The organism is Halomonas piscis (genome assembly GCF_031886125.1).
GTDB lineage: Bacteria > Pseudomonadota > Gammaproteobacteria > Pseudomonadales > Halomonadaceae > Vreelandella > Vreelandella piscis.
Map to the genome: position 1 here is coordinate 3,154,792 of NZ_CP119391.1, position 25,259 is coordinate 3,180,050.

Below are 25,259 nucleotides of genomic sequence, written 5' to 3' on the forward strand. Positions count from 1 at the left end.
GCATCAACGCCTTCTCGGAGTCGCTGTTCAGGACCTGCAAGTACCGGCCCGACTACCCGATGGACGGCTACGAGAGCCTGTTAGCGGCGCAGCAGTGGGTGACGCGCTTCGTGCACTGGTACAACCACGAACACCGCCACAGCGCCATACGGTTCGTCACCCCGGGTGAGCGGCATGCCGGCCTGGATAACGAGGTGCTGGCAAGGCGAGGCGCCATCTATGCCGAGGCGAAACGGCAACATCCCGGGCGGTGGAGCAGTGCCACCCGCAACTGGACACCGCGCCGGACAGTCTGGCTGAACCCCGACCAGGAAGACCCGCTGGTTCAACAGGATCAGCGATTAGAAGCCGCCTGATTCCAGGGTCGAGTAGCCCGAGGGAACCGCCCCCTCAGGCTCTCACAGAACCGTACGTGAACCTCTCGATTCATACGGCTCCTCCTATCCAACCTTCTTCGAGTAGACGAACTCCCAGTGCGCAAAGAGAGTTGGCTGTGCTTCACGGACCTTCTTTACCCAAGCCCATGACCGGCGCTTGTGCCCTCTCAAACGCTTGTACTTGTTGCGTGCCCAACGGCCCAGACGGAGGTCGATCTTCACCAGCGCTCGTTCCAGAGGCTGCGGATAGAACTTTCCATAATATGTCACCCAACCTCGCACCATGGGGTTGAGCCAATCCGCCAGTTGACGAAGGTCTGCCCATGTCGCTCGATTGATATTCATACGTCGGAGCGTTTCATGTATCCGCTTAAGTGCCTTGCGGCTCACCCCGGGGTTGAACCCAGTAAATAGATTTCCCTGCTTGTCCTGCACGGTTCTAGCGTGGAAGCTGAACCCCAGAAAATCAAAGCGAGTATGCGGGTGACCACCCTTTCGGCGGCCGTCTTTGCAGTACACCACTTTAGTCTTCTCAGGATGCAATTCCAGGCGGCATTCGCTCATTCTGTAATGCAAGGCGGTCAGCAGCGCCTCTGCCTCCTCCTTTGTCCGACAGTGGCAGACCACATCATCGGCGTACCTTTCAAAGGGAAGATGAGGAAACGTGCGTGCCATCCAGGCATCAAAGGCATAATGCAGGAAAAGGTTCGCCAATATTGGTGAAATGACACCGCCTTGCGGCGTGCCTCTATCCCTCTCTACTTTCGACCCATCTTCCTGCATCACTGGGGCTTTTAGCCATCTGCGAATATAAAGGCGAATCCAGGGCTCAGGCACATGCTTCTCCACCGCTTTCATCAGTAGATCATGGTCGATGGTATCGAAGAATGCCTTCATATCCAGATCTACCACCCAGTCATATCGCCAGCAGTTTCGACGTGCTTGCATCACCGCCTGGTGTGCACCACGCCCTGGGCGATAGCCGAATGACGACGTGTGGAAGAGTCTTTCGAGCCTGGGCTCCAGGATCATCTTTACTGCCATCTGCGCAACCCTGTCGCCGACCGTAGGAATCCCCAGCGGCCTGAACTGCCCATCACCTTTCGGTATCAGAACTTGGCGAACAGGTGCAGGATGATAGCTGCCCGAACTCATGCGGTTCCACAACTTGTACAGATTGGGACCAAGCTTATCCTGAAAGGCTGGGATGCTCTCCTTGTCGACGCCCGGCGCACCTTTGTTGGCCGCCACGCGTTTCCAGGCCTCCCAGAGCGTCCGCTTGGGTATCTCGAAGGGTTTTGCCATCACACGAAGGTCATCCTGCCTCATGACAGTTGCCTCCTTGCTCAGGCTGGATAGGGCCGTGCCTTCGCTCCAAGGCCATTACAGCCTTTTCATCGCTACTACGCACGACTCCGCCCCTGTACGTCGCATTGGTACTCAGATTCTCTCAGGGTTTCTGATTGAATCGCTCCCTTGGCATCGACGTGACAGGTTCCCCTGTTCCGTATCTGCGCCTGAATAACGGTCACGCCACCTCTATGCCGGATACCGCCAGGCCCACGTTCAGGTTGCCGCCTGACTTGTCCTGGGGCATTGGAAAGACCCCAGTTTTGATATCGGTTGCAATTATCGACACTTCGTCGGTGGTTCACTTTCGTTCGTCTCCGCTATTCACACCTGACAAGGTCTCGCCTTGCCTTTTCCACTGACGCTCACCACCGACGCTCTTGACGCCAGCAGCTCAGGGTGGTTTGGACACACCGCCTGATCGGCGTATCCGAGGGGCCCGCCCTCATCACAGATACAGCATGACTGGCACGTTACTCATGCTCAGCCTTCAGCCCGGCTTATTCATGAGGCCGGCCTGAAAACGAAGATAGCGGATGGTATTCTCTTGAAAATTCAGTGTGTTCCGCCAAGAACCTGAACCAAGAGAGCCATCCGCTATGGGTGAAAGCCTATCCACCTGGACGCCCTCATGCAACGGCGCTGTCCGTGTTGAGCTGAGCGGCCAGCGCACCACCAGCGACAGCGGCGCTCTGCTGTTGCGTGAGGCCCTCGACAACAGCGGCGTGATCGAGGCGCTGGAAGACAATCTGGTCGATCGACGCCACCCGCTGCGCATCCGTCATTCGCTGGCCAGCCAGTTGCGTACCCTGGTGCTGCAGCGTGCGATGGGCTGGATCGATCTCAGCGATACCGACACGCTGCGCCGTGACCCGCTTTGGCAGTTGGCCTGCAGCGATGCGCGCGGCATGACGCCCTTGGTCCAGGACCGGCCGTCTCAAGCCACGCTGTCGCGGCTGCTGAGCTGCCTCGGTCGTAACGACAATATCGATGCCGTGCACGAAGGCCTGTTGCGGCTGGTGGTCTGGCGCCTGACCTCGCTGCAGAACGGTGAACGTCCCAAACAGCTGACGCTGGACATCGACGGCCTGCCGATCGAGGTGCATGGCCACCAGGGCGGGTCGGCCTATCATGGCCTTTACGGGGCCCGCATCTACTCGCCGCTGGTCGCCTCGCTGGCCGAGACCGGTGACATGGTGGGCGGCCTGCTGCGCGAGGGCAACGCCGGCCCGGCCGAGAACGCCGACACCTGGATCCCGCATCTGGTGCGGCGACTCAACGAGAGCACCGGGGCTCAGGTTCGCGTGCGCATCGACGCCGGTTTCACCGACAACGCGACGCTGGCGGCCCTGGAAGAGCGTGACATCGAGTACCTGGGCCGGCTGCGCAGTCACACCGGTCTGCAGAAGCTGGCGGCACCGCACCTGAAGCGGCCACCCGGCCGGCCACCCGAGCAGCCTCGCGAGTGGTGCCATGACCTGGAGTATCAAGCGGGCTCTTGGTCGGCACCGCGTCGCGTGGTGCTGGTGGTGCAGGAACGCCCCGATGACCTGCTGCTGCATGCCTTCTTCCTAGTCACCAACCTCGGCAAGTTCGACTGGCCGCCGGAGAAGGTCCTGGCGCTCTACCGCAAGCGCGGCAGCGCCGAGGCGCACATGGGCGAGGTGAAGTCGGCGCTCGACGTGCACCTCTCGTCGACCGATCGCGGCGCCTCCACCGTTCAGGACGTGATGGCACGCAACGAGGTGAGCCTGCTGCTCAGCCTCTACGCCTACCAGGTCCTGCATGGCCTGCGCTGCCTGCTGGAGCGGCAGACCCGGCAAGGCTGGAGCCTCAGCCGGATGCGCGAGCAGGTGCTGAAGGTCGCCGCCACGCTGAGGCTGCACGCTCGGCGAATCACCGTTCATCTGGGTGCCGCCGCCGACAAGTGGTGGCCGACGCTGCTGAAGGGGCTGCCGAAGCTGACCGCACTGAGCTGACGCTCCTGCGAGACCACCACAGCATCAGAAAGCGAGCGACCGGAGCGGCGGGCGGCGATCACGGCTGCTTGGACGGTCGCAATTGATTCCAAAGAGCTATAAGAAAGCGGGAAAATTTCAGCGTTTTGGCATTACTCAACGGCCATTCGCACTGAAGAAGCCGATCCTGATAAGCGATGCCACCAGTCAGTACCTTCAGACCGCTCAATCAGCACCCTCGTGAATGAGGCGGGTTCAGGGCACACTTCCAACAAGCTTGACAGTCATCGCCCCCAAGCAGCTCCAAGCAGTAAGCATTCCAGAAGTACATCGCTGCGGTCACTGCCTTGGCTACGGCCTGGTGTTCATAAAATGCCGAGCCATTGTCCAGCCTTATGGTTTTTAATGCCCCTCGACGAGGCTTCAGCAGAGCGGATCGTAGCTGCTTTCGTCAGCTCCGCCGAGAACTCTATGCAGCTGTGCTGCCAGTAGCTAACCGCGACGCCGCTCTACCAGCGTAGCCAGACCCGATTGTGTTTGGCCCTGAACACGGTCCCCCCTTCCCAATGGCCGATGTAGTGTCGACCTTCAACCGTTGTATCCGGGTCAGCTTCCGGTATCTCATGCTCTGCTTAACTTTGGTAGGTAAAGCAGGACAGGTACCGGTGCTGACCTTCCTGCCTCTACCTCGTGGTCCAAAATGATACAGTTATTCTATAAGCCCAGGTCCAAAGTGTTGCCATTTCTCTATGGATTTTGGAAATTATAGCATCCATATGACATAATTCTTTTTTAACATTGCCAAATTATTTTGCATGCATGCCAACCTTTTTTTCCATCTTGACAGCCACCAGCACCATCTTACATCCTATCTAGCATAAGCAGTTTTATATAGGCATTGAAACACCTCTTTTCCAAAAATAGAAAAACCAATTAGATATATTTAGCTTCAAAGTTATCCATAAAACTTTATTCATACACAACTAATATAGAAAAATACAAAACCCTCACCCAGCAGAGACGCTTTATGTATAACGTTGAAAACGAAACTTATTATACTGCTACGAAAAAATATGATATTAACTTCCCTTCTCTGGAGGAAGACATTGAGGCAGATGTAGTTGTCATTGGAGGTGGTTTTTCCGGCATTAACACAGCACTGGAGCTTGCAGAACAAGGTATTACTAACATAGCAGTACTGGAAGGACGTTATCTTGGTTTTGGCGGTACCGGTCGTAATGGTGGTCAAATCATGGCTGGTATTGGTCATGATCTCGACGCGATCCAGAAGGATGTCGGCGATGCTGGTATGAAAACTATCTTTGAGCTCTCCGATGCTGGTGCCAATATTATAAAGTCACGCATCGAAAAATATGGTATCGATGCCGACTTTGAATATGGCTATGGCTATATGGGTTTCAACCACCGTCAGGAAAAAACGCTGCGCGGATGGGAGAAAGCTTTTAAGGAAGTTGCCCCAGATGAACATATCGAGCTGTTCACCGGCTCAGACGTAAAGAAAATTGTTGGCTCGGATGCCTATTCCTGCGGCCTGCTGCACATGGGCGCCGGTCACGTGCATTCGCTCAACCTACTGCTGGGAGAAGCCAAAGCACTCCAAGACCATGGCGCTCGCATCTACGAATATAGCCCAGCCTTGGAAGTCGAATATGGTGACCGAATCAAAGTTCGCACTGCCAAAGGATCTGTAACGGCCAGCAAGATGCTCTGGGCCTGCAATGCTTTTCTCAACGGCATGGAGCATAACCTGCATCAAACCACCATTAATACTCATGCCTTCCAAATAGTAACAGAGCCCTTATCAGACGAGCTTATCGAGCGCATAAGTCCGATCCGGGGCGCCTATAGTGATATTCGCCCCGTCATCGATTACTACCGTGTAACCAATGAAAATCGTCTACTTTTTGGCTCTGCTACCAGCCTTGTAGAACATATCCCACGCAACCTGAAAGAGTGGAACCGCAACCTAATGCTCAAGATTTTCCCATACCTGAAGGATGTGAAAATCGATCTGGCCTGGGGTGGCCCCATGGCCTGCGGGGCCAACCTGTTTCCACAAATCGGTTCGCTGGAACAACACCCTAATGTTTATTTCGTTCAAGGATACGCCGGGTTTGGCGTTACGCCCAGTCACATCATCTGCAAGGTGCTGGCCGAAGGCATGAATAAAGGATCGGAACGTTACGACTTAATCAGCTCGATCAGACGGACAAAGATTCCAGCCAAGGACTCAATGAGCAACGCCATTCTGACAGCCGCTAAATTTTGGCATCAAACCTCAGGCTACTGGACAGGCCGGCGCTGACTTTTCTTTCGCCGGTAAGATATAAGCCAATTAGTTCCGGAAATCATCAACATCCAAAGAGCAGGAGTGTAAAAATGACCCCAATCGAGCCAAGAAAACTGACTGACTTGGATCACATTGGTACTGTAGAACTGCTAGGCGCAACTATCGTTGCTGGCAAAGCCAATGCCTATCTGCAACCCACTATTGGTTCACCTGAAGAAGGCAACCATGCCGCCTATTTCGGAGTAGATCAATCGACTTTTCGCATGCACTACCCATTCACAGAACATGCATGTGTCGTTGCCGGTGAGGTCATCCTAACGGATGAAAACACCGGCCAGAAAAGACATTACAAGCCTGGCGATAGCTGGCTAATTAAAAAAGGCACTCCCGTACTATGGGAAGTTCAGACGGAAGAATTCGTCAAGCATTACTTAGCTCAAGTCTAGCTATTTAAAGACCCCCAAAAAAAGCCCGGGAACATCATAATCCCGGGCTCTTCTATATTATCTAGACTATTTGTCACAACACGCTTGCTGACCCAAAGATCTTCAGAGTGAAATCAGCATCAACGACAATGACGGCAGTATCACCAATAGCGCGATACGTAAGGCATCAGCACATAGAAAAGGCAAGATACCTCGGGCTACTCGGCTCAGTGGTGTTCCGCTAGATTTATGCACGATAAATAGGTTCATACCCACGGGCGGTGTGATCAGACCAATTTCCACCACCATCAGGGCAATGATGCCGAACCAGATAGTTACCTGTTCTTGTGTCAAGTCAAAGAATGGCAAGCCCGTAACAATCGGATAGAAGATCGGAATAGTCAAAAAGATCATGGACAGGGAATCCATGACGCACCCCAGTATCAGATAAATGAGCAAAATGGCAGTGATTACTAACATGGGTTGCAGTCCAATGTCCTGCACCCACTGCGCAAGTTCTGCGGGCATATGCGTTAACGCTAGGCCGCTATTGAGCAAATCTGCGCCAACAACGATCAAATAAATCATAGCTGTGGTTTCAGCGGTACCGATTAAGCTCTTGTACAACCCGTGGCTTCTCATGCCTCCACGCAGCCAGGCATATAGGCCACAAGCGGCTGCCCCAATAGAAGCAGCCTCAGTTAGATTAGCCCAGCCACCATAGATACCATAGATCACCACCACGAAGACCAGCGCCACCGGCATGACTTCCAACAGCGACTGTAAACGTGTCGCCCAGCTGGCTTTGGGGATGGTCGGCATATCTTTCATGGTGCGTGAAGCCACAACCCAAATAACAGCCCAATAACCCAGCATAGCGATAATGCCTGGAATAATGGCTGCCATGAACAACTTCCCAATGGAAGCCTGAACTAGTACTGCATAGACGATCAATGGCACTGATGGTGGAATCAGAATACCCAACGTACCGCCCGCGGCAATAGTACCAGCGGACAAACCTTTCGGATAATGATGCCTATCCAATTCGGGCATAGCTATCTGGCTCATGGTGGCGGCCGTAGCCAGCGATGACCCACAAATAGCGCCAAAGCCGGCACAAGCGCCGGTGGTAGCCATAGCCATGCCCCCACGCCAGTGCCCAATAAAAGCAGAAGCAGCATTAAACAATGAGCGTGACAAACCGCCGTAAATGGCGAATTGCCCCATAAGCAAAAAAAGCGGTATTACGGCAAGATCATAATCTGACATCCGTGCATATACCAGCTTATTGAGGGTAAACATCAAGGCATTGGTATCACCATTATAGACAATGAGGTAACAGACAATGCCACCCAGAAACATGCCAATACCAATATGGATACGAAGTGCTAGAAGGCCCAGCACCACCGCCAATGCGATCAGGCCAATTGCAATGCCACTCATGATTGAACCTCTTCCAATGTGTCATCAATATCAGATGACGCTGTCTCAGGCTCAACAAGAGAGCGCCCTGCTCGATAGAGCGCACACAATACCAACAGCGCTAAACTGGGCACCATTAGAGCCTGGGGTATCCAAAGAGGTACGGCTAACATAGTTGAACTCGACTCATAGTTTAAGCTGCTACTCACTAACAGGAGTGTGCGCCAGGTTACTAATATACCAACACTAGCCAGTAAACCATGACCAATGCATAGCAGTATGCGGTTAACCACGGCCGGAAAAAAGCCAGCCAAGAAATCCACTCGAATATGGTTACCATTGAGCTCACACAGCGGTAAAAAAGCTGTAACTGCTACGGCAATAGCCATTTCCAGCATTTCGATATCGCCAGGAATAGGGGAGGAGAAAATCTTTCGCCCCACAAGTGATACTAGCGACATAGCAATGAGTGCTAACACGATCATGCCGCCAATCAAAGCCAACGCCGTAGCTAGATATTTTAAAGATTTTCCAATCATAATCAGCTCCTCCATTGGAGCTCCCGATGCATTGGCTATGCATCGGGATTAACACTGAGTATCAACTGATTAATTTTCGATACCGGATGCGTATTCACTAACAGTATCTTTCAAATGATCCAGCATTTCCTGGCGATCAAAGTCACCCTTGTTGGAAGCAAGCCATTCTTCGGTAACTTTACCGGAAGCCTCAAGCATATTTTCATAAACTTTATCGTCTACACGAATAATTTCCTGATCCGGCTGTGTTCCAATATCATCACGATACTCTTGTATTTTATCATCCCACGCCTTGCCGAAACGCACCGATAGTGCTTCACCACTGTACTTATCAAGAATCTTTTTCAGATCCTCCGGCATATTTTGATACTTTCTTTTGTTCATCAGTACTGCCAGCGTAGTAACGGTGCTGGTAGCGCGCTCAGGCTCGGCGTTCGGGTCGTAGGATGAGACCTCAGTATGATAGAAGGTAGTCTCATCCATTTTGGTAGGCGGAACAACCTCCCAGACAGCTAAAGCACCATCTATAACGCCCTTTGACAAAGTGTTTGCGATCTGACTAGGAGGCATACTTACCGGTGTAGCACCTAGCGAGTCAAGCAACTTTGAAGCCATGCGCGTAGAGGCTCTGAGGCGCAATCCATCTAGATCATCCAGATCGTGAACAGCTTTGCTGGTAGTGTGAATTGCGCCACCACCGTCACTATAAACAGCCAGCACTTTATAATCTTCGAAATCTTCCTGGGCATATCGCTGGCTATAATCCCAAACGATACGGCTGGCCGTTTCACCACCGGCGGGCAATATAAATGGCAGCTCAAGTGCCTCACTACGCCGGAATCGACCTGGAGAATATCCCAGTGCTGTCCAAGCTACGTCTATCACGTTATTCCGAACCATATCTACCAGCTGACTAGGTTCACCTCCCAACTGCATGGATGGATAGATATCACATTCTATGCGTCCATCTGACTCCTCATTCAGATCTTCACACCAAGGTTCGATAACATTCTTCTGGGCATTGGAATTTGCCGGCAGAAAATGTTCGAAACGCAAATTCACTTCCGCTGAGTAAGCATTATTAGCAGCAATAAAAAAACCAGCAGCCACAGCAGCTACCATCTTATTTACTCTCATCATCTATCTCCTGTATTTATTAAACTTATTAAATAATATGTTAAATTTAATTTTACTAGTCAAGATTTATATCCTTGACTAATAGTCTCTAGTAAAGTTAAATGCTATTAGTACCAATAGCTCTTCGAGTATATAAAACAGCAAGGTAGCTAGGCGGAAGCATAACCTATTCTTTACTTGTGATGAAGCTCAGTCAGCTCATTAAGCATGCTTATTAACAGCTCAATACGCTCCCCGCCTCCTAACTCCTCCTCTAGTTTGGCATATATTGACAGGCTTTCCGGCGCTATCTGGTCAATAATGTCATGACCTTCTTCAGTTAGGCGAATCAAGGTAAGCCGGGCATCATCAACACTTTTAAGACGAACGACCAAACCGTGCTTTTCCAATGTCTTGAGGATGCGTGACAAGCTGGAAGCAAAAATATTGGCTTGTTCAGAGATAGCCATAGCAGTGAGCACGTCATTTTCGGACAGAACACGCATAACGCGCCACTGCTGCTCGGTAATGCCATGCTCATGCAGAACCGGACGAAATCGCGACATAACCGACTCGCGCGCTTGCAACAATGCCATCGGCAAGGCACGCCGCGTGGCCGGTGGTTGTGGTCGCTCCGTCGCCTCAGATAACTTCTCTATTTGATTTGCTTCCATCTCTTTCACTTTAATATCTATCCATGCTTGCAGTGGGGCGCTTGATTTATAACACCCCTTTTTCATTATTTAACTGCCATCTGGAACGCTCTGCAGTTCAATATACTCCATTAGTCCGGCATAACCGCCTTCATAACCAATGCCCGACTTCAGCATACCGCCAAAAGGCGTATGTGCCGCCGGTCCGGTACCAGTATTGTAGCCACAGTGTCCATAGTGCAAATGGCGAATAAGTCGATCGGCTCGTACCGAATCGGCACTAAAAACATAAGCAGCTAAGCCAAATTCAGACTGGTTTCCCAATGTCAGCGCTTCTTCATCGGTTTCAAAGCGTACTAGCGGCACCAAGGGGCCAAAGGTTTCTTCTTGGCAACATAACATGTCCTGGGTCACATCAGTGAGAACGGTGGGCGAGTATAGCAGACTTTTTTCTGCTTCCATTGCCTCCGGCTTTGGACCTTGTACTAACTGGGCACCATTTTGTAGCGCATCAGTGACATGCGCCTTAACCTTATCGAAACCGGCAGCATTGATTAACGGACCAACATTAACGCCGGATGTCATTCCGTCACCCACCTTTAGCGCCTGCGCGCGGGCCACGACCTTTTCAGCAAAGGCACTATAAACTGCCGACTGTACATATACCCGGTTAGCACAAACACAAGTCTGGCCACCACCTCGAAATTTGTTGGCAATTAGGTGGTCGGCCGCGGCATCCAGATCAGCGTCGTCCAGCACAATGAATGGAGCATTACCACCCAATTCCAAGCCCAATCTTTTGACTTGATTATTTGATTGTTCCAGAAGTAGCTGCCCCACTTCAGTAGAGCCAGTAAACGATACCAGGTGCACGATCGGTGACGTCATCAACTCAGTACCAATGGCAGAAGACGAACCCATCACCAGATTGATCATGCCAGCGGGTATATCAAGCCTGTCAGCCATGAGCCTGAACAGTGCAATCATGGTCAAAGGTGTTTCACTAGCTGGCTTGACTACTACCGGACAACCCGCTGCCAGCGCCGGTGCCAGTTTCTTGGCAATCATGCCAATCGGGAAATTCCATGGTGTAATCAGTCCCGTGACCCCAATGGAACGCTTATAGACGGTCCACTTGCAGCCCTTGACCTGGTCTGGCATTACCTCAGGAGCCAGCGCATCCGTCATAATGTCAGCATAGTAGTCAAAAAAACTAGCTGCATACTCAACTTCATCACAGGCTTCGGGCAAGGGCTTACCATGCTCCATGCACAGGATACGACCAATTTCATCTTTTTCGGCGCGCAAAACTTCTGCGATGTCACGAAGCCAGCTCTGGCGGACATCTTCGCCAGGAACGTCCAGCTGCGACGATTCCGCAGCGTTGATGGCGCGCTGTGTCTCGGCAGCGCCCATATATGGTACCTCAGCCAATGTCTGGCCAGTGGCCGGGTTGGATACGGCAAAGGTTGCACCGGAATCCGCACTCAACCAGTGGCCATTGATATAGCCGGACAGTTCTTCAAGATAAAATGACTCAATCATAATTTTATGAACCTTGGAAATAACCGGCACCCAAGATGCCGGTGGGTAAATGACAAAGGGCTATAGCCTTACAGCTGATGGCCCATCTTGTATTCGCCCTTTTTCCAATCGGGCATATCATCTTGGTCATCCTTGCGGGTATAAGAAAAGCCGTCAGCACCCACGGTAACCTGCATCTCTGAAGAATCGGTACGCTCGACAACTGGCTGCACATTCCCAGACAAGTCAAGCACCCATGACGCATCAGTATACCAAGATGGCACTACCGGATTACCCCACCAGTCACGGCGCTGGTTATCATGCACATCCCAGGTAATCATGGGGTTATCCGGATCACCGGTATAATAATCCTGAGTGTAGATTTCCACTCGGTGCCCGTCGGGGTCACGCAGGTACAGATAAAAGGCATTGGATACACCGTGCCGCCCCGGACCACGCTCGATTTGATCAGACATCCGCAGCGCGCCCAGCGTGTCACATAGTGACAGAATATTGCCTCGCTCCGCCGCGGCAAAGGCAATGTGGTGCATACGCGGCCCATCGCCACCTGTCATGGCAGTATCATGCACCGTGGATTTACGCCGAACCCATGCGGCATAAACCGTGCCTTCGTCATCCTGAATATCTTCGGTGACCTTGAAACCAAGATCCTGCTGATAACGCGTGGCACGTGACACATCCGGCGTTACCTGGTTGAAATGATCCAAACGCAGGACAGTACCGGCAGTATACAGGTCATAACGCCAAGTCAAACGCTCCACATGCTCAACATCATGAAAATATTCCACCGGAAAGCCCAGCGGATCTTCCACCCGCACGGCATCACCAATGCCTTTGACAAAACCATCAGCACGGCGCTCTACCCGGCAACCCAGCTCCTTATAATAGGCTTCGGCGCGGTCCACGTCTTCGGGTGAACGCACGCGCCATGCGAAGGCTGCCACGGCCGGCGTATCGCCTTTGCGCAATACTAGATTGTGATGGGTAAATTCCTCCAATGAACGCAGGTAGAGCACGTTCTCTGTTTCTTCAGTGACCTGGAGGTTGAGTATGTCAACATAGAATTGGCGGGAGGCCGCCATATCTGTGACGATTAGCTCCATGTAGGCACAGCGCAGAATGTCAGGCGGTGGCGTCTGGGGCGTTGGAACCTTGTTGGCCGGCTGCAGCGACTTTTCCTGAGAAACGTAGAAGCCGGAAGAAGTCAGTGTCTTATCAGTCATGTCGTTTTATCTCCAAGCAATTGAACCACAGCTTTTATGTCACACTTTTATCATTTTTGAGGATACATGCACTGCTCAAAGAAGGAAGCCAGTAATTCAGGCTCCGCCAGCGGCAATACATGGGCTACATACTGATCGGGTCGAACTACGACCACAGCGCCAGCTGTGCGGTCGATACCGCGTTTTTCAAAGATATCACTAGCCTTTGCATCTACACTGAAAATATTCTCCAAATTGACCAGTTCAAAGGGCCCCACCAAGGGTTTGAACACGGCCGGAGCATCCATGACTTCAATCTGATCGTGGGTTTGTGGATAAATTGCCTTGACGTCAAAAACAGTATTGGCGTCTACCCCCTCGGGGGTATATAACTTAAGTGGCGAGTGCTCTGATTGCTCCATCCAATGCGCCCATTCCTGAAGTGCCTTATGGTTTTCATCAGCAAAAGCGTAAATACGCCAGCGACCATCGGCACTTGCCAAATGGCCCAGCTCCACAGGTGTTGCATCTGCCACACGCACTACCGGCGCTGAATGAAACCGTTTACCGATAGGAAAGCCGCTGGCCATGCCTTGGTAAGTGGTAGAGCCGGTGATCATAGATGGCTGGTATTGGGTCATGAAGCCAGCCGGAAATTCCCAAGTCTTGACGTAGAATTCTTCTAGCTCTTTCGGATCCTCAAAATCCTCACCTCGAGTGCCCATCAGGCGTGACCACTTTTGGTCAAAATCTATCAAGTTGCGGGCCACCTCTTTACGCTCTTCACTATAAGTATTGAGGATTGACGCCGGAGCCAGGCCAGAAGTCACGTGCCCCAACTTCCAGCCCAGGTTGAAGCCGTCCTGCAAGGAAACGTTCATACCCTGACCAGCCTTAGCACTGTGCGTGTGGCAGGCATCACCAGCGATCATTACTTTCGGCGTATGTGATGTCGTATCTTCGACATCGTCAAATTTGTCGGTCAAGCGGTGGCCGATTTCATAGACGGTATAGCGAGCTACATGCCTAACATCCAGTGAATATGGATGCATGATCTCATTGGCTTTAGCCAACGTCTGCTCGAATGTGGTCTTGCGCACCTCTTGACTTTCATCATCTGTAGGAACTTCACCCAAATCCACGTACATACGGAATAGGTGTCCACCTTCACGGGGGATGTGCAGGATGTTGCCCCCCGACTTGGACTGGATGATGGACTTGGTGCGAATATCCGGGAAATCAGTAACTGCCAGTACATCCATGACACCCCAGGCATGTGCTGCCTGCTTGCCTTCCATCTTCCGGCCGATTGCTTTGCGAACACGACTATGAGCACCATCGCAGCCAACTACATATTTGACCTTCAATATGCGCTCTTCACCTTCACGCTCACCAGCTGTATAGCGTACTCGTACATTGAGCGGATACTCTCCTTCCCTCGAGTCTTCCATACTGATGAATTCAATACCGTAATTGGGCTGCATACGTGCCGGTGAGTTGGCCATGAAATCGACCAAATGATCCTGTACACGCACCTGGTTGAGAATCAGGTGCGGAAACTCACTGATTCCAGATGGGTCATCTTCGGGTACCGAGGCACGTACGATGTTATCCGGTTGGTCATCATCGGGGCGCCAGACAGCCATTTCCGTTATTCGATAGGCTTCGTCCATAACAGCATTAGCAAAGCCAAAAGCCTGGAAAGTTTCCACGCTGCGAGCTTGAATGCCGTCGGCATTAGCTACTGCCAGACGTTCAGGACGGCTATCAATCAGCCGCGCTTCCACGTTCGGGAACTGCGCTAGCTGTGCTGCCGTAATCATACCGGCCGGACCGGCACCAATCACCAACACATCAATCTTATCGGGCAGTTCCTTCGTTCGGTCAATGCCGACGCCAGCTGCAGGCTCTATCTTTGGATCACCTGACACGTAGCCGTGATGATGAAACTGCATGATGATTCCTCCCGGGGCCGATAACATATCCGCCCGTTAATGTTCTAATTTTGACAAGTATGCTTTAACTATTCACTTATTAAACTCAGTGGCTAAACCACGAGCCGACTTAACCAGCAGACCAACATCACTGCCTACGGCCACAAAGGTTGCGCCCAGGTCCAAACAGCGTCGATCGAACTCATGGTTGGACGACAGCATACCGGCCGGTACACCGGCCGTCACAATCTTGCGAATAGCCTGCTCAACAGCAGCGATCACATCCGGATGATTAGGGTTGCCACGATGCCCCATGTCGGCAGCCAGGTCGGCCGGACCGATGAATACGCCATCGACACCGTCCACGTTCAAAATATCATCCAATGCTTGGATACCAGCTTGCGACTCCACTTGCAGCAGCAGACATATCTGCTCATCAGCTGTGTCCAGATAATCCGCGAAAGTGTTATAACCCGAGGCTCTTGCCAACGCTGCGCCGATACCGCGCTTACCAACCGGAGGATATTGAACCGAGGCAACAACCTCACGAGCCTGCTCGGCCGACTCTATCATGGGAACTAGAAGAGTCTGCGCGCCAATATCGAGCATCTGTTTTATATCGGCGCGACGATGATCCTTGATCCGAACCACAGGCTGGGACGTCGAGCCCACGGCTCGCAGCTGGTCCAGAACATCACGCAAGCCATTGGGACCGTGTTCACCGTCGATCACCAGCCAGTCGAAACCGGCGTATGCACAGATCTCGGCCACGGTCGGATCACCACTAGCGACCCACAGACCGATCTGCTGATGGCCCTTTACCAGCTGGGCTTTAAATTGATTAATAGGGGCTGCCATAGTGTTGACCTGCTATTCAAAATCGATGGCAATCCGGCCAAAATGGCCGAAGTCCGCGCGAATCTCGGTACCCGACGGGCATTCAATAGGACTAATGAAAGACCCTGCCAGCACCACCTGCCCGGCTTCCATACGCTGCCCATAGTCCTGCATACGTCTTGCCAGCCAGACTAATCCAGTCACCGGATCATCCAGTACACCGGCACCCAGGCCGGTCGCTACTGGATCGCCATTGCTCTTGACAATGGCACCCACCCAGCGGAGATCCAGAGCCTCAGGGCCGTGATGCTTATCGCCAAGCACAATGCCTGCATTGGCAGCGTTATCCGAGACCGTGTCGGTAATAAGGCGACGCTGGCCGGTATCAACATCGGTTCGCACAATGCGGGTATCAAGAATTTCAATGGCCGGAGCTACGTAGTCCGTGGCAGCCAATACATCTTCGCGTGTGACCTCACCTTCCAGCGGCGCTTTAAGCACGAAGGCAATTTCAACTTCGATGCGCGGCTGAATGAAACGTGCCTGCGGAACTACCGCTCCCGACTCGAACCACATGTCGTCATACAGCACGCCACTATCAGGAGTATCAATGCCTAATGCATCCTGCATAACCTTGGATGTCAGACCGATCTTCCAGCCAATGATGCGTCTACCTGCAGCACGCTTGTAATCCATCAGGCGAGTCTGAATCGCATAGGCATCATCCAACGTCATACCGGGATGACGCTGTGACAAAAGCCCGATCTGACGCCGCTCGGCCTCAGCCTGAATCAGATCAGCCGCAGCAGCGTCGATCTGGTCGGCGGTCAACGTCATTGCTCGTCCCCCACCGTGCACGCCAGCGTACCCAAGCCGTCGGCCTCAACCTCCACACGGTCACCGGGCTTGAGCCATACGGGTGGATCAAAGCGTGCACCGGCGCCAGTGGGCGTACCGGCAACGATGACATCGCCAGGCTTGAGTGTGGTAAACGTCGAGATGTAATTAATCAGGTACCGAAAATCGAACATCATATGGATGGTTCTATCATCCTGTCGGATTTCCCCATTGACGCGCGTGGTCAACCGAATATCGGCAATTTGACTCTCATCCTCGAATGGCACCAGCCAAGGCCCCATGGCACCCGTGTGATCAAAGTTCTTGCCCTGGGTAACATTGAACTTGGCGTGACGTACCCAATCACGGATAGTGCCTTCGTTAGCCAGCGTCAATGCCGATACATGATCGAGCGCATCTTCTCGCGGAATGCGACGGCCTTCTTTGCCGATGATCAGCACCACTTCGCCTTCATAGTCCAGCTGTTCGGATTCCGGAGGCCTCATGATCAACTTTTCGTGACCAACAAAACTTTCCGGAAAACGTATGAACAGCGACGGATAATCCGGCTGAGCCTGACCGTCCTTGTACTCGGCATTACGGTTAGGGTAGTTCACACCCACGCAGATGATCTTTCCCGGACGCGCAATGGGTAGCTGATATTCAATATCCGCCAGAGCGATATCAGGTGTGGCGTTACTACCGGCTTCGACCAGCTGGTCGAGACAGTCATCGGCCACCACATCGTCCAACGTAGGCCAGCGATCGGCAAACTGCTGCCCCAGATCCACAACACCCTGGTCAGTGATCAGGCCATAGCTGTGGCGGCCCTGGTACGTAAAACTTGCCACTCGCGGGCGGGTTACATTGCCCATATCTAGATGCCTCCTTGAAAAAATGACACAATTTCGAGATTGTTCAGCTATCCAGTTTAGGAATGCTGTGAGCATCCGTGGCAAAGGCAACGTTTTTGGTTTCCATATAGAAATCGAACGACCAATCACCCCCATCACGCCCCACGCCGGAGTACTTCACGCCGCCGAACGGTGCTGGCAAATGACGTACGTTCTGGGAGTTTATCCAGATCATCCCAGCTTCCATCTTGTCGGAGAATCGCAGTGCACGCGTAACATCCGAGGTCCAGACATACCCGGCCAAACCATATTCGACGGCATTGGAAAGAGCCAGCGCCTCGGCCTCATCCTTGAATGGAATAGCTGTCAGTACCGGTCCGAATATCTCTTCGCTGGCAATGCGCATTGACTGATTAGCGTTAGTAAACAGCGTTGGCCGCACATAGCAGCCTTTGCCAAGTTCACCGTCGGTGGCTTTTTCACCTCCCGTGGCAATGGTCGCGCCTTCTTCGCGGGCTATGTCGAAATAGGACAATACCTTTTCTTCGTGCGAGGGGTGAATCAGCGGACCGATCACTGTATCCGGATCTAACGGATGACCGATTTTGATATTGGCCGCGCGCTCGGCAACTTTAGCAGTAAACTCCTCATAGACTGACTCGGCCACCAGTAGACGACTGGACGAGGTACAGCGCTCGCCGTTGAGCGAGTAAATCATGAAAATAGCAGCGTCTGCGGCACGGTCCAGGTCCGCATCCTCAAACACCACCACAGCATTCTTGCCGCCCAGCTCGAAGTGAAAGCGCTTTAGCGTATCTGCTCCCTGCTTCTGAATGAGCTGGCCAGTACGGCTTTCGCCAACGAAACCAATCGCTTTGATATCCGGATGCTCGGTCAGTGCCTTGCCGGCGCCTTCACCGAAGCCATTAACGGTATTCCAAACCCCTTTAGGCAAACCGGCCTCTTCAGCAATCTCCACCAGCAGACGCGCGGTCAACGGCGAAAATTCAGCAGGCTTGTGCACGACCGTACAGCCGGCTGCCAATGCCGGTGCGATTTTCCAGGTAGACAGCATAAAGGGCGTATTCCAGGGCGTGATCAACCCCACCGGCCCGATTGGTGAACGCGAGGTCACGTTGAGCTGATTGGGCGCCTGCAGGGCTTGACCGTCTCGTGCCTGGGGGGCCCGATCGGCGAAGAAGCGAAAGTTTCCGGCGCCCCGCAGGGCTGCTTTTTCCATGAAACGCAGCGACTGACCAGTATCCATACATTCCGTGAACGCAATCTGTTCTGCATGCGCTTCAATAGCATCGGCCACGTTGTGTAAGATCTGCTTGCGCTTCTTGCCATCCATGTCGCGCCACTCGGCAAACGCATCCTTGGCGGCCTTCGCAGCTCGATCAATATCCTCAGCATCGCCATGGGCCACATCGGCCAGCGGCGCCATATCGATGGGCGAGACGCTTTCAAATGTCTTGCCACTGGCCGCGGGAACGGGTCTGCCATCAATGTAGTTGGACACCCCATCATTCTTGAAGCGTTCCAGGTAAGCATTTGCCTTGGCAAGATTCTGTTCAAGTGTGGACATGACTGCTCCTTCATATAACTGATGTATTCAATGAAATAGTTTCTGCTTTCACTGAAGATTTACGGGAATTCTCAAGCCTTCAGCGACGAGGAAATACTCGCAATTTCAAATAGCTAGCTAGGGCTATCGGTACAGCTTTTTTCCGGCAATAGCCAAGCAGCAGCACTCGCAACGCATGGCCTGAACAAACGACGCAAGCTATAACCTAGCCGGTACCCAAAAGCCTGTCACCCAATGCACTGCACAGGCAATCCATATCGATGCTGGCTGAATGTTCGTGGTCAAGTGCGACATACAAATACTTTTGTGATTTTGTCAATTTACTTATCATGTTAAACAGATAAACGAATGTCAATGATTAACGTGTTAAACAAAAGTCGTATATCAATCCTCCCTCTTCCCTGCCCTGATGTAGTTACAATGCTTGATCCGGTCTGAGAAATGGCCATAGCATAGCCCTCAAACCTTCATTAGCACGCTAAAAGGCATCGCCTGAATTCAGCGATGGGAGATAAACATGAGCGCCGAACAGAGTACTGAATACCTGTCACCCCGAGCCTTGAGGCAGCATTTCGACCTGCCTGAATGCGGCCGTGAAATTTGTGACCCAGCCACACAGGAAATTGTCGGCTGGGCGCCACAGCCGGACGCCAAAGACGTCGACCAGGCCGTTAGCGTTGCGCGTAACGCCCAGAAAAAATGGGCTGAGCGAGCCGGCAGCGAGCGGTGCGACATCCTTATGCAGATCGCCGATGCTATTGAGCAGCAAGCCGAATCGCTGGCCCAGCTGCTGTCACGCGAACAGGGCAAGCCCCTCAACGGCCCCAATGCTCGTTTTGAGGTCCAGGCGTGTATCGACTGGTTGCGTGCCACAGCCAGCTTTAAATTGGAGCCCGAAACGCTATTTGATGACGATTCTGGTAAGGCCGTTATGTACTACAGACCTGTGGGCGTAGTCGGCGCTATCGGCCCATGGAACTGGCCAATGATGATATCCATATGGCAGATCGCTCCCAGCCTGCGTATGGGCAACGCTGTCGTACTCAAACCCAGCGAGTACACGCCCCTATCGGTACTAGCGCTGGCTCATGTCATCAACTCAGTGCTGCCGGAAGGCTTATTGCAGGTAGTAGCCGGTGAACGTGAGGTCGGCGAAGCTATATCGACCCACTCGGGTATTGACAAGATCATGTTCACAGGCTCCACACAGACCGGCAAAGCCATTATCAAAGCGGCTGCCAGCACGCTCAAGCTCACTACCATGGAGCTAGGCGGCAATGATCCCGGCATTGTATTGGATGACGCTAACCCGACCGCAATCGCTGCTGACCTTTTCTGGGGCGCCTTCATCAATACCGGCCAGACCTGCGCCTGCCTAAAACGTCTATATGTGCACGATTCAATCTATGAGGACGTCTGCGAAGAGCTGAAAAGATTCGCCCAGACGATACCGATGGGTCCCGGGCTAAATGAAAGCAACCTCCTCGGCCCACTGCAAAACGCCCAGCAGCTGAACATCGTCAAACGGCTGGTCGAGGCGGCGAAGGATAGCGGCGCTCGCGTGCTTATGGGCGGCGAGCTACCACAAGATAACCAGGCAGGCTATTTCTATCCGACTACCCTCGTAGCCGACATCGACAATAACAATCCATTAGTAACCGAAGAGCAGTTTGGGCCAGTATTGCCCATCATCCGTTACCATACACTGGACCAGGCTATTGAATGGGCCAATAGCCTACCCGTGGGCTTGGGTTCCTCCGTCTGGACACCAGATCCTGAACGGGCACAGGCAGTGGCTCAACAGCTGGAAGCCGGTACCACCTGGATCAACAAGCATGGCCAGGTTGATCCACGAATGCCTTTTGGCGGCATTAAACAATCCGGCCAAGGTGTAGAGTTCGGCATCGAAGGCCTTAAACAGGTCGCTTTACAGCATGTAATTCATCATTAAGCATAAGTGGCTGCTCAGATATTTTGACGCATAATAGTAGGCCCACCGATCGCCTGGAAGCGTCTGTGGCTGTTCAAGTGCTACGTCAAGAAGGCACGATTAGTTATGAACAGCCACTTAGAAGTTCTCTTGCTATCAGAAGAGAGTGACTTCTATCATTTATTTGATCACCAAGGACCCTACAGCTAGATCACATAACGTTATAGGTACGGGATATGCAAACCACAGTCGGAGAATTTCTTTTTACACGTTTGCGTCAGGCTGGAGTGACTGAAGTAATTGGAATGCCTGGCGATTTCAACCTCAACCTGCTAGAACAACTCGAAGACATGGACGGGATCCGATTCGTCGGAGCATGCAATGAACTGAATGCTGCCTATGCCGCGGACGGTTATGCCCGGCGCCGCGGAATCGGCGCATTGATGACAACCTACGGCGTCGGAGAGCTCAGCGCGCTATGCGGTATTGCCGGGGCGAACTCCGAGCACTTGCCGGTTTTCTCGATCGGTGGCGCACCGCCCTTGTTTGCGACTCAGAATCGATTTCGGCTGCATCACTCGTTGGCGGACGGCGACTTCGACAACATGCTTTTGAGTATGGCGCCGTTCACCGTGACCGCTGTCCATATCGACTCGACAAACGCGGTCGAGGAAATCGACCGCGCACTGCATTTATGCCTGCGCAAGCAGCGCCCAGTGCATATCCAGATCCCGTCCGACGTATCGCACCTAAAGATCGAGGCGCCAGATACGCCGTTTGACGTGCGCATGCCGGCCAGCGATCCCGAGCGGCTCGCAGCGGCACTTGCTCATGTGCAAGAGAAACTCGCGTCTGCAAAACGTCCCGCAATTCTCACTGACATGGACGCAGATCGTCACGACCTGATCGAGGGTTTGCGTGTACTCGCCGATCGCGCCGGCATTCCCTATGCGCAGTTGCCGACGGCCAAGGCGCTGCTCGATGAGAACGGCCCCTTGTTTCTTGGCACCTACGCGGGTGAGGCCTCTTTTGCCGACGTTCGCGAGCGTATTGAGTCTGCGGATTTTCTCATCACGACGTCGCCGCGGTTCATTGAGAGTAACTCGGGTAACTTTACCGCGCAGCTGCCATTCGAATCGGTCGTGGATATTCGCAACCACCGCGTGACGGTCGGCCCCGACTACTACGAAGGGGTCGTCGGTTCTGAACTACTCGCGCTCCTCGTCGACACCTTTCCTGAGCACTCAACGACCGACACTGCTGCTGACATGCCAACCGCCGTATCGCCTCAGCAAGAGCCGGGCAACGCAAGCGATTCGTTGACCCATGCACGGCTATGGCCGCGCATGGCCGAATTTCTGCGTCCGGACGACGTTGTGATTGCTGAGGCCGGAACGTCGAATATCGGACTTTCCAGTCAACGCCTGCCCTCGAACACGGCGTATGTGGCGTCGAATATCTGGGGGGCTATCGGTTACACGCTGCCTGCGTTATTCGGCAGCATGCTTGCGGCGCCGGAGCGTCGGCATCTGCTCTTCATCGGCGATGGTTCGTTCCAGCTCACCGCACAGGAACTGTCGTCAATCCTGCGCCACGATCAGCGGCCGATCATCGTGCTGATCGACAACGCCGGTTACACGATCGAACGCTGGATACTCGGGATGGATCGCACCTATAACGATGTCGCCGCCTGGGATTACGGGCGCCTGCCGCAGATCTTCGACGCGGAGACGACGATGCGTTCATACCACGCATCCACCCATGAAGAACTCGACGATGCGCTCGCGCATATCGAATCTTCCGAGTACGGCGCTTTTCTGGTTCTGCAGCTCGATCCAAAAGACGCTCCGGCAGGGTTGAAGGCTTTCGGCCCATCTGTCGCTGATTTCGACTACGGCCCGACGGGTCCGCGCAATCCATGATGCCCGCAGACTACGACTAACCAATAGCGCAACAAGCCCCGGCCTTCAGGCCGGGGAAGGATAGCGCGGACAACGTAGCCTTCCTTGATTAACGGCCGGGCGTCAGTTTCAGGGGCGTTCGGCGTCATAATGACTCTGTAGCCTCGCCATTAATAAGTTCATTGGCAGCGTCAGTCAGATCGGGAAACTAGCCGGTGGTAGGGGAGAGGGCGCGGCTCTGTAGCCCTTTATCCGGAGGCTGGGGTAGGCCATGGACGCGACGCTATAGGGGCGAGTAGGATTGCTTACAATACGGCACATAAGCCATAGGGCTATGGCCGCAAAACAGTCAGCAATAACAATAACGGAGTACCTATGACAACGTCACAACAACCACGCGTCCAGTGGCAGGGCCGCTGGAGCTTTTTACTCGCGGCCACCGGTTCGGCGGTGGGGCTTGGGAACATCTGGAAGTTTCCCTATATTACTGGCGAGTTCGGCGGCGGCGCCTTTGTACTGGTGTATCTGATGTGCATCTTTGCCGTGGGCGTGCCGGTGATGATGACCGAAATTTCACTCGGACGCCGCGGGCGCGGAAGCCCGGTGGACGCCGTTCGCCGCGTAGTGAACGAGTCCGGCCGCGGATCAATGTGGTCGCTGGTAGGCTGGATGGCAATGATCTGCGGTTTTATGATTCTGTCCTTTTACGTGGTGGTGGCCGGCTGGTCGTTCGCCTACGTCTGGAAGATGCTCACCGGCGGCATCAGCGGCACAGGCGTGGACGACATGGTGGCGGTGTTTACCGCCAACAACCAGAACCCGCTCAATCTGGGCTTCTGGAGTACCCTAGTGACCGTGGCGACGATGTTCATCGTCGGCAAGGGGGTGCAGAAAGGCATCGAAAGAAGCGTCAGCTGGATGATGCCAGGGCTGGTGCTGATGCTGCTGCTGCTGATTATCTACGGGCTGTTTTCCGGCGGCTTTATCGAGACGGTACGCTTTCTGTTTGCCTTTGACGCCGGCAGCCTGTCAAGCGCGGGGATGCTGGCAGCGCTGGGGCACGCCTTTTTTACCCTGTCGCTCGCCTCCGGCGCGATTCTGACCTACGGCAGCTACCTGCCCAAAAGTGCCTCCATCGGGCGAACCGCCATCGGTGTGGCCATCGCCGATACCATTGTGGCGCTGATGGCTGGGCTGGCCATTTTCCCGGCGATTTTCGCCAACGGCATGGACCCGGGCGAAGGCCCGGGGCTGATTTTCATGAGCCTGCCGCTGGCGTTTCAGTCGATGCCTTTTGGCACCCTGTTCGGGTTGCTGTTTTTTATCATGCTGTCCATGGCCGCGCTGACGTCGTCGATCTCGATGATCGAGGCCACGCTCTCCTGGCTGTGCGACAACAAGGGGCTGTCGCGCCCCCAGGCCGCCTGGAGCGCGGGTATCGTGCTGTGGTTGGTCAGCACCCTAGCAATGTTGTCGTTCAACATTGGCGCTGACTGGACGCTTCTGGGCAAAAACTTCTTTGACTGGCTCGACTACTTGACCTCGCGCTTGCTGATGCCGCTAGGCGGGCTTGGCATGGTGGTGCTGGCGGGCTTTGTGCTTAAAAACGAAACGTTTCGTGACGAGCTTTCGCTACCGCCTTCGCTCTATGCCGTTTGGCTTTTTATGGTGCGCTACGTAAGCCCCTTGGGCATCGTGGTGATCTTTATCAATGCGCTGGGGCTTTATCAGGTCACCATAACGGCGGACTGGCCGTGGCTGCTGGGCATTCTGGTGGTCATGGTGGTGGCCGGCGAGGCGCTCAGCCCCCGGATTGGCCGGGCGTCGGCAGCGCGCTAGTACTACAGCCGTAACTGAATAAATTATAATGCATGTGGTTGATATGAAAGCGAACACAGCCCCCCGCTATTAAGGTAGAAAATGCAAGGACTGGATTTCTTTATCTCGGCCTTGTTGGCTGAAACGGCAGATCGGTTGGGCCTACTCTTTTCGGGCTCTGAGAGGGGCGCTCATGCCCTACGCTATCTTTCAGGGGCTACTCAGCCAATGCGACCGCAAGAATAGCTGGCATCTTGCTGAGTGGCTCGGTGATAGGTCCCGGACGGAGGTGCAATATTTGTTGGATCGTGTTCGCTGGGATGTAGATGCAGCACGCGATGTGCTCCGCTAGTGGGCCATCGATCCTGGACGAGACCGGATTTATCAAGAAAGGCCAGCGCTCGGCTGGAGGACAACGCTAGTATAGTGGTACCGCCAGCCGCATTGAAAATAAGATTGGCGCCTTTCTTCTCTGCCACCGCCGGCAACAGCAAGCTTGGATGGCAATCCATGAGCGAGCGCAACCATAAATTAAGACTGCAGCACTAGGGTTACACCGTAAGAGCAGCTTGTGCCGCCATGAGCACTGCTAAAACGATGATGGATATCTGGAGACACAAGCTACAACCCATGGCCCTACGATAAATCCGGATCGATATATA

The 25,259-nt window shown here is 53.4% G+C and carries 18 protein-coding genes and 2 pseudogenes; 7 read left to right on the plus strand and 13 right to left on the minus strand.

The window, feature by feature from the left end; genetic code table 11:
- Positions 1-5 precede the first annotated feature (5 nt).
- Positions 6-356 (plus strand): annotated as a pseudogene (locus tag P1P91_RS14815) (integrase core domain-containing protein); the annotation flags it as partial.
- A gap of 84 nt (positions 357-440) precedes the next feature.
- Here P1P91_RS14815 and ltrA read toward each other — a convergent pair.
- Positions 441-1,706: a group II intron reverse transcriptase/maturase gene (gene ltrA, locus P1P91_RS14820; RefSeq protein ID WP_311883597.1), complete on the minus strand. Its 1,266-nt coding sequence runs from the start codon at positions 1,704-1,706 to the stop codon at positions 441-443.
- Positions 1,707-2,326: 620 nt separating this feature from the next.
- On the opposite strand from ltrA, the gene P1P91_RS14825 reads away from it, so the two are divergent.
- Positions 2,327-3,706, plus strand: coding sequence for an IS1380-like element ISPsp9 family transposase (locus P1P91_RS14825; protein WP_376717215.1), 1,380 nt, complete (start codon positions 2,327-2,329; stop codon positions 3,704-3,706).
- A gap of 262 nt (positions 3,707-3,968) precedes the next feature.
- Here P1P91_RS14825 and P1P91_RS15215 read toward each other — a convergent pair.
- Positions 3,969-4,278, minus strand: a pseudogene (locus P1P91_RS15215) (IS30 family transposase); the annotation flags it as partial.
- A gap of 434 nt (positions 4,279-4,712) precedes the next feature.
- Here P1P91_RS15215 and P1P91_RS14830 point away from each other — a divergent pair.
- Positions 4,713-6,011 (plus strand): NAD(P)/FAD-dependent oxidoreductase, encoded by a 1,299-nt coding sequence (locus tag P1P91_RS14830; RefSeq protein ID WP_311883598.1) that lies wholly within the window; start codon positions 4,713-4,715, stop codon positions 6,009-6,011.
- A 74-nt stretch (positions 6,012-6,085) separates the two neighbouring features.
- Positions 6,086-6,442, plus strand: coding sequence for a cupin domain-containing protein (locus P1P91_RS14835; RefSeq protein ID WP_311883599.1), 357 nt, complete (start codon positions 6,086-6,088; stop codon positions 6,440-6,442).
- Between the two features lie 102 nt (positions 6,443-6,544).
- On the opposite strand, the gene P1P91_RS14840 is transcribed toward P1P91_RS14835, so the two are convergent.
- From P1P91_RS14840 to hpaE, 11 genes are all read right to left on the minus strand, one after another.
- A complete protein-coding gene (locus tag P1P91_RS14840; RefSeq protein WP_311883600.1) occupies positions 6,545-7,864 on the minus strand; it encodes a TRAP transporter large permease in 1,320 nt (439 codons plus the stop codon).
- Entirely contained in the window at positions 7,861-8,397 is a 537-nt protein-coding gene (locus P1P91_RS14845) for a TRAP transporter small permease (RefSeq protein ID WP_311883601.1), read from the minus strand. Before P1P91_RS14845 ends, P1P91_RS14840 begins: the two co-directional genes overlap by 4 nt.
- Before the next feature lie 54 nt (positions 8,398-8,451).
- Positions 8,452-9,522, minus strand: a complete 1,071-nt coding sequence (locus P1P91_RS14850; protein ID WP_311883602.1) for a TRAP transporter substrate-binding protein — start codon at positions 9,520-9,522, stop codon at positions 8,452-8,454.
- Positions 9,523-9,692: 170 nt separating this feature from the next.
- Positions 9,693-10,172, minus strand: a complete 480-nt coding sequence (gene hpaR / locus P1P91_RS14855) for a homoprotocatechuate degradation operon regulator HpaR (RefSeq protein WP_311885816.1) — start codon at positions 10,170-10,172, stop codon at positions 9,693-9,695.
- 69 nt (positions 10,173-10,241) lie between these two features.
- Positions 10,242-11,726: an NAD-dependent succinate-semialdehyde dehydrogenase gene (locus tag P1P91_RS14860; RefSeq protein WP_311883604.1), complete on the minus strand. Its 1,485-nt coding sequence runs from the start codon at positions 11,724-11,726 to the stop codon at positions 10,242-10,244.
- Positions 11,727-11,764: 38 nt separating this feature from the next.
- Positions 11,765-12,919 (minus strand): 3,4-dihydroxyphenylacetate 2,3-dioxygenase, encoded by a 1,155-nt coding sequence (gene hpaD / locus P1P91_RS14865; RefSeq protein ID WP_311883606.1) that lies wholly within the window; start codon positions 12,917-12,919, stop codon positions 11,765-11,767.
- 50 nt (positions 12,920-12,969) lie between these two features.
- Positions 12,970-14,853 (minus strand): FAD-dependent monooxygenase, encoded by a 1,884-nt coding sequence (locus tag P1P91_RS14870; protein ID WP_311883607.1) that lies wholly within the window; start codon positions 14,851-14,853, stop codon positions 12,970-12,972.
- A 72-nt stretch (positions 14,854-14,925) separates the two neighbouring features.
- Positions 14,926-15,690 carry an HpcH/HpaI aldolase/citrate lyase family protein gene (locus P1P91_RS14875; protein WP_311883609.1) on the minus strand — a complete coding sequence of 255 codons (765 nt, stop codon included), beginning with the start codon at positions 15,688-15,690 and terminating at the stop codon, positions 14,926-14,928.
- A 12-nt stretch (positions 15,691-15,702) separates the two neighbouring features.
- Positions 15,703-16,506 (minus strand): 2-oxo-hept-4-ene-1,7-dioate hydratase, encoded by an 804-nt coding sequence (gene hpaH, locus P1P91_RS14880; protein ID WP_311883611.1) that lies wholly within the window; start codon positions 16,504-16,506, stop codon positions 15,703-15,705.
- Positions 16,503-17,381 carry a fumarylacetoacetate hydrolase family protein gene (locus P1P91_RS14885; RefSeq protein WP_311883613.1) on the minus strand — a complete coding sequence of 293 codons (879 nt, stop codon included), beginning with the start codon at positions 17,379-17,381 and terminating at the stop codon, positions 16,503-16,505. Before P1P91_RS14885 ends, hpaH begins: the two co-directional genes overlap by 4 nt.
- Before the next feature lie 43 nt (positions 17,382-17,424).
- Positions 17,425-18,948: a 5-carboxymethyl-2-hydroxymuconate semialdehyde dehydrogenase gene (gene hpaE, locus P1P91_RS14890; protein WP_311883616.1), complete on the minus strand. Its 1,524-nt coding sequence runs from the start codon at positions 18,946-18,948 to the stop codon at positions 17,425-17,427.
- Between the two features lie 517 nt (positions 18,949-19,465).
- Between hpaE and P1P91_RS14895 the strand changes: the two genes are divergently transcribed.
- The 3 genes from P1P91_RS14895 (at position 19,466) to P1P91_RS14905 (ending at position 24,618) form a co-directional block, all read left to right on the plus strand.
- Entirely contained in the window at positions 19,466-20,899 is a 1,434-nt protein-coding gene (locus P1P91_RS14895; protein WP_311883618.1) for an aldehyde dehydrogenase family protein, read from the plus strand.
- 215 nt (positions 20,900-21,114) lie between these two features.
- Entirely contained in the window at positions 21,115-22,800 is a 1,686-nt protein-coding gene (locus P1P91_RS14900) for an alpha-keto acid decarboxylase family protein (protein ID WP_311883619.1), read from the plus strand.
- 354 nt (positions 22,801-23,154) lie between these two features.
- A complete protein-coding gene (locus P1P91_RS14905) occupies positions 23,155-24,618 on the plus strand; it encodes a sodium-dependent transporter (RefSeq protein ID WP_311883620.1) in 1,464 nt (487 codons plus the stop codon).
- Positions 24,619-25,259: the final 641 nt, after the last annotated feature.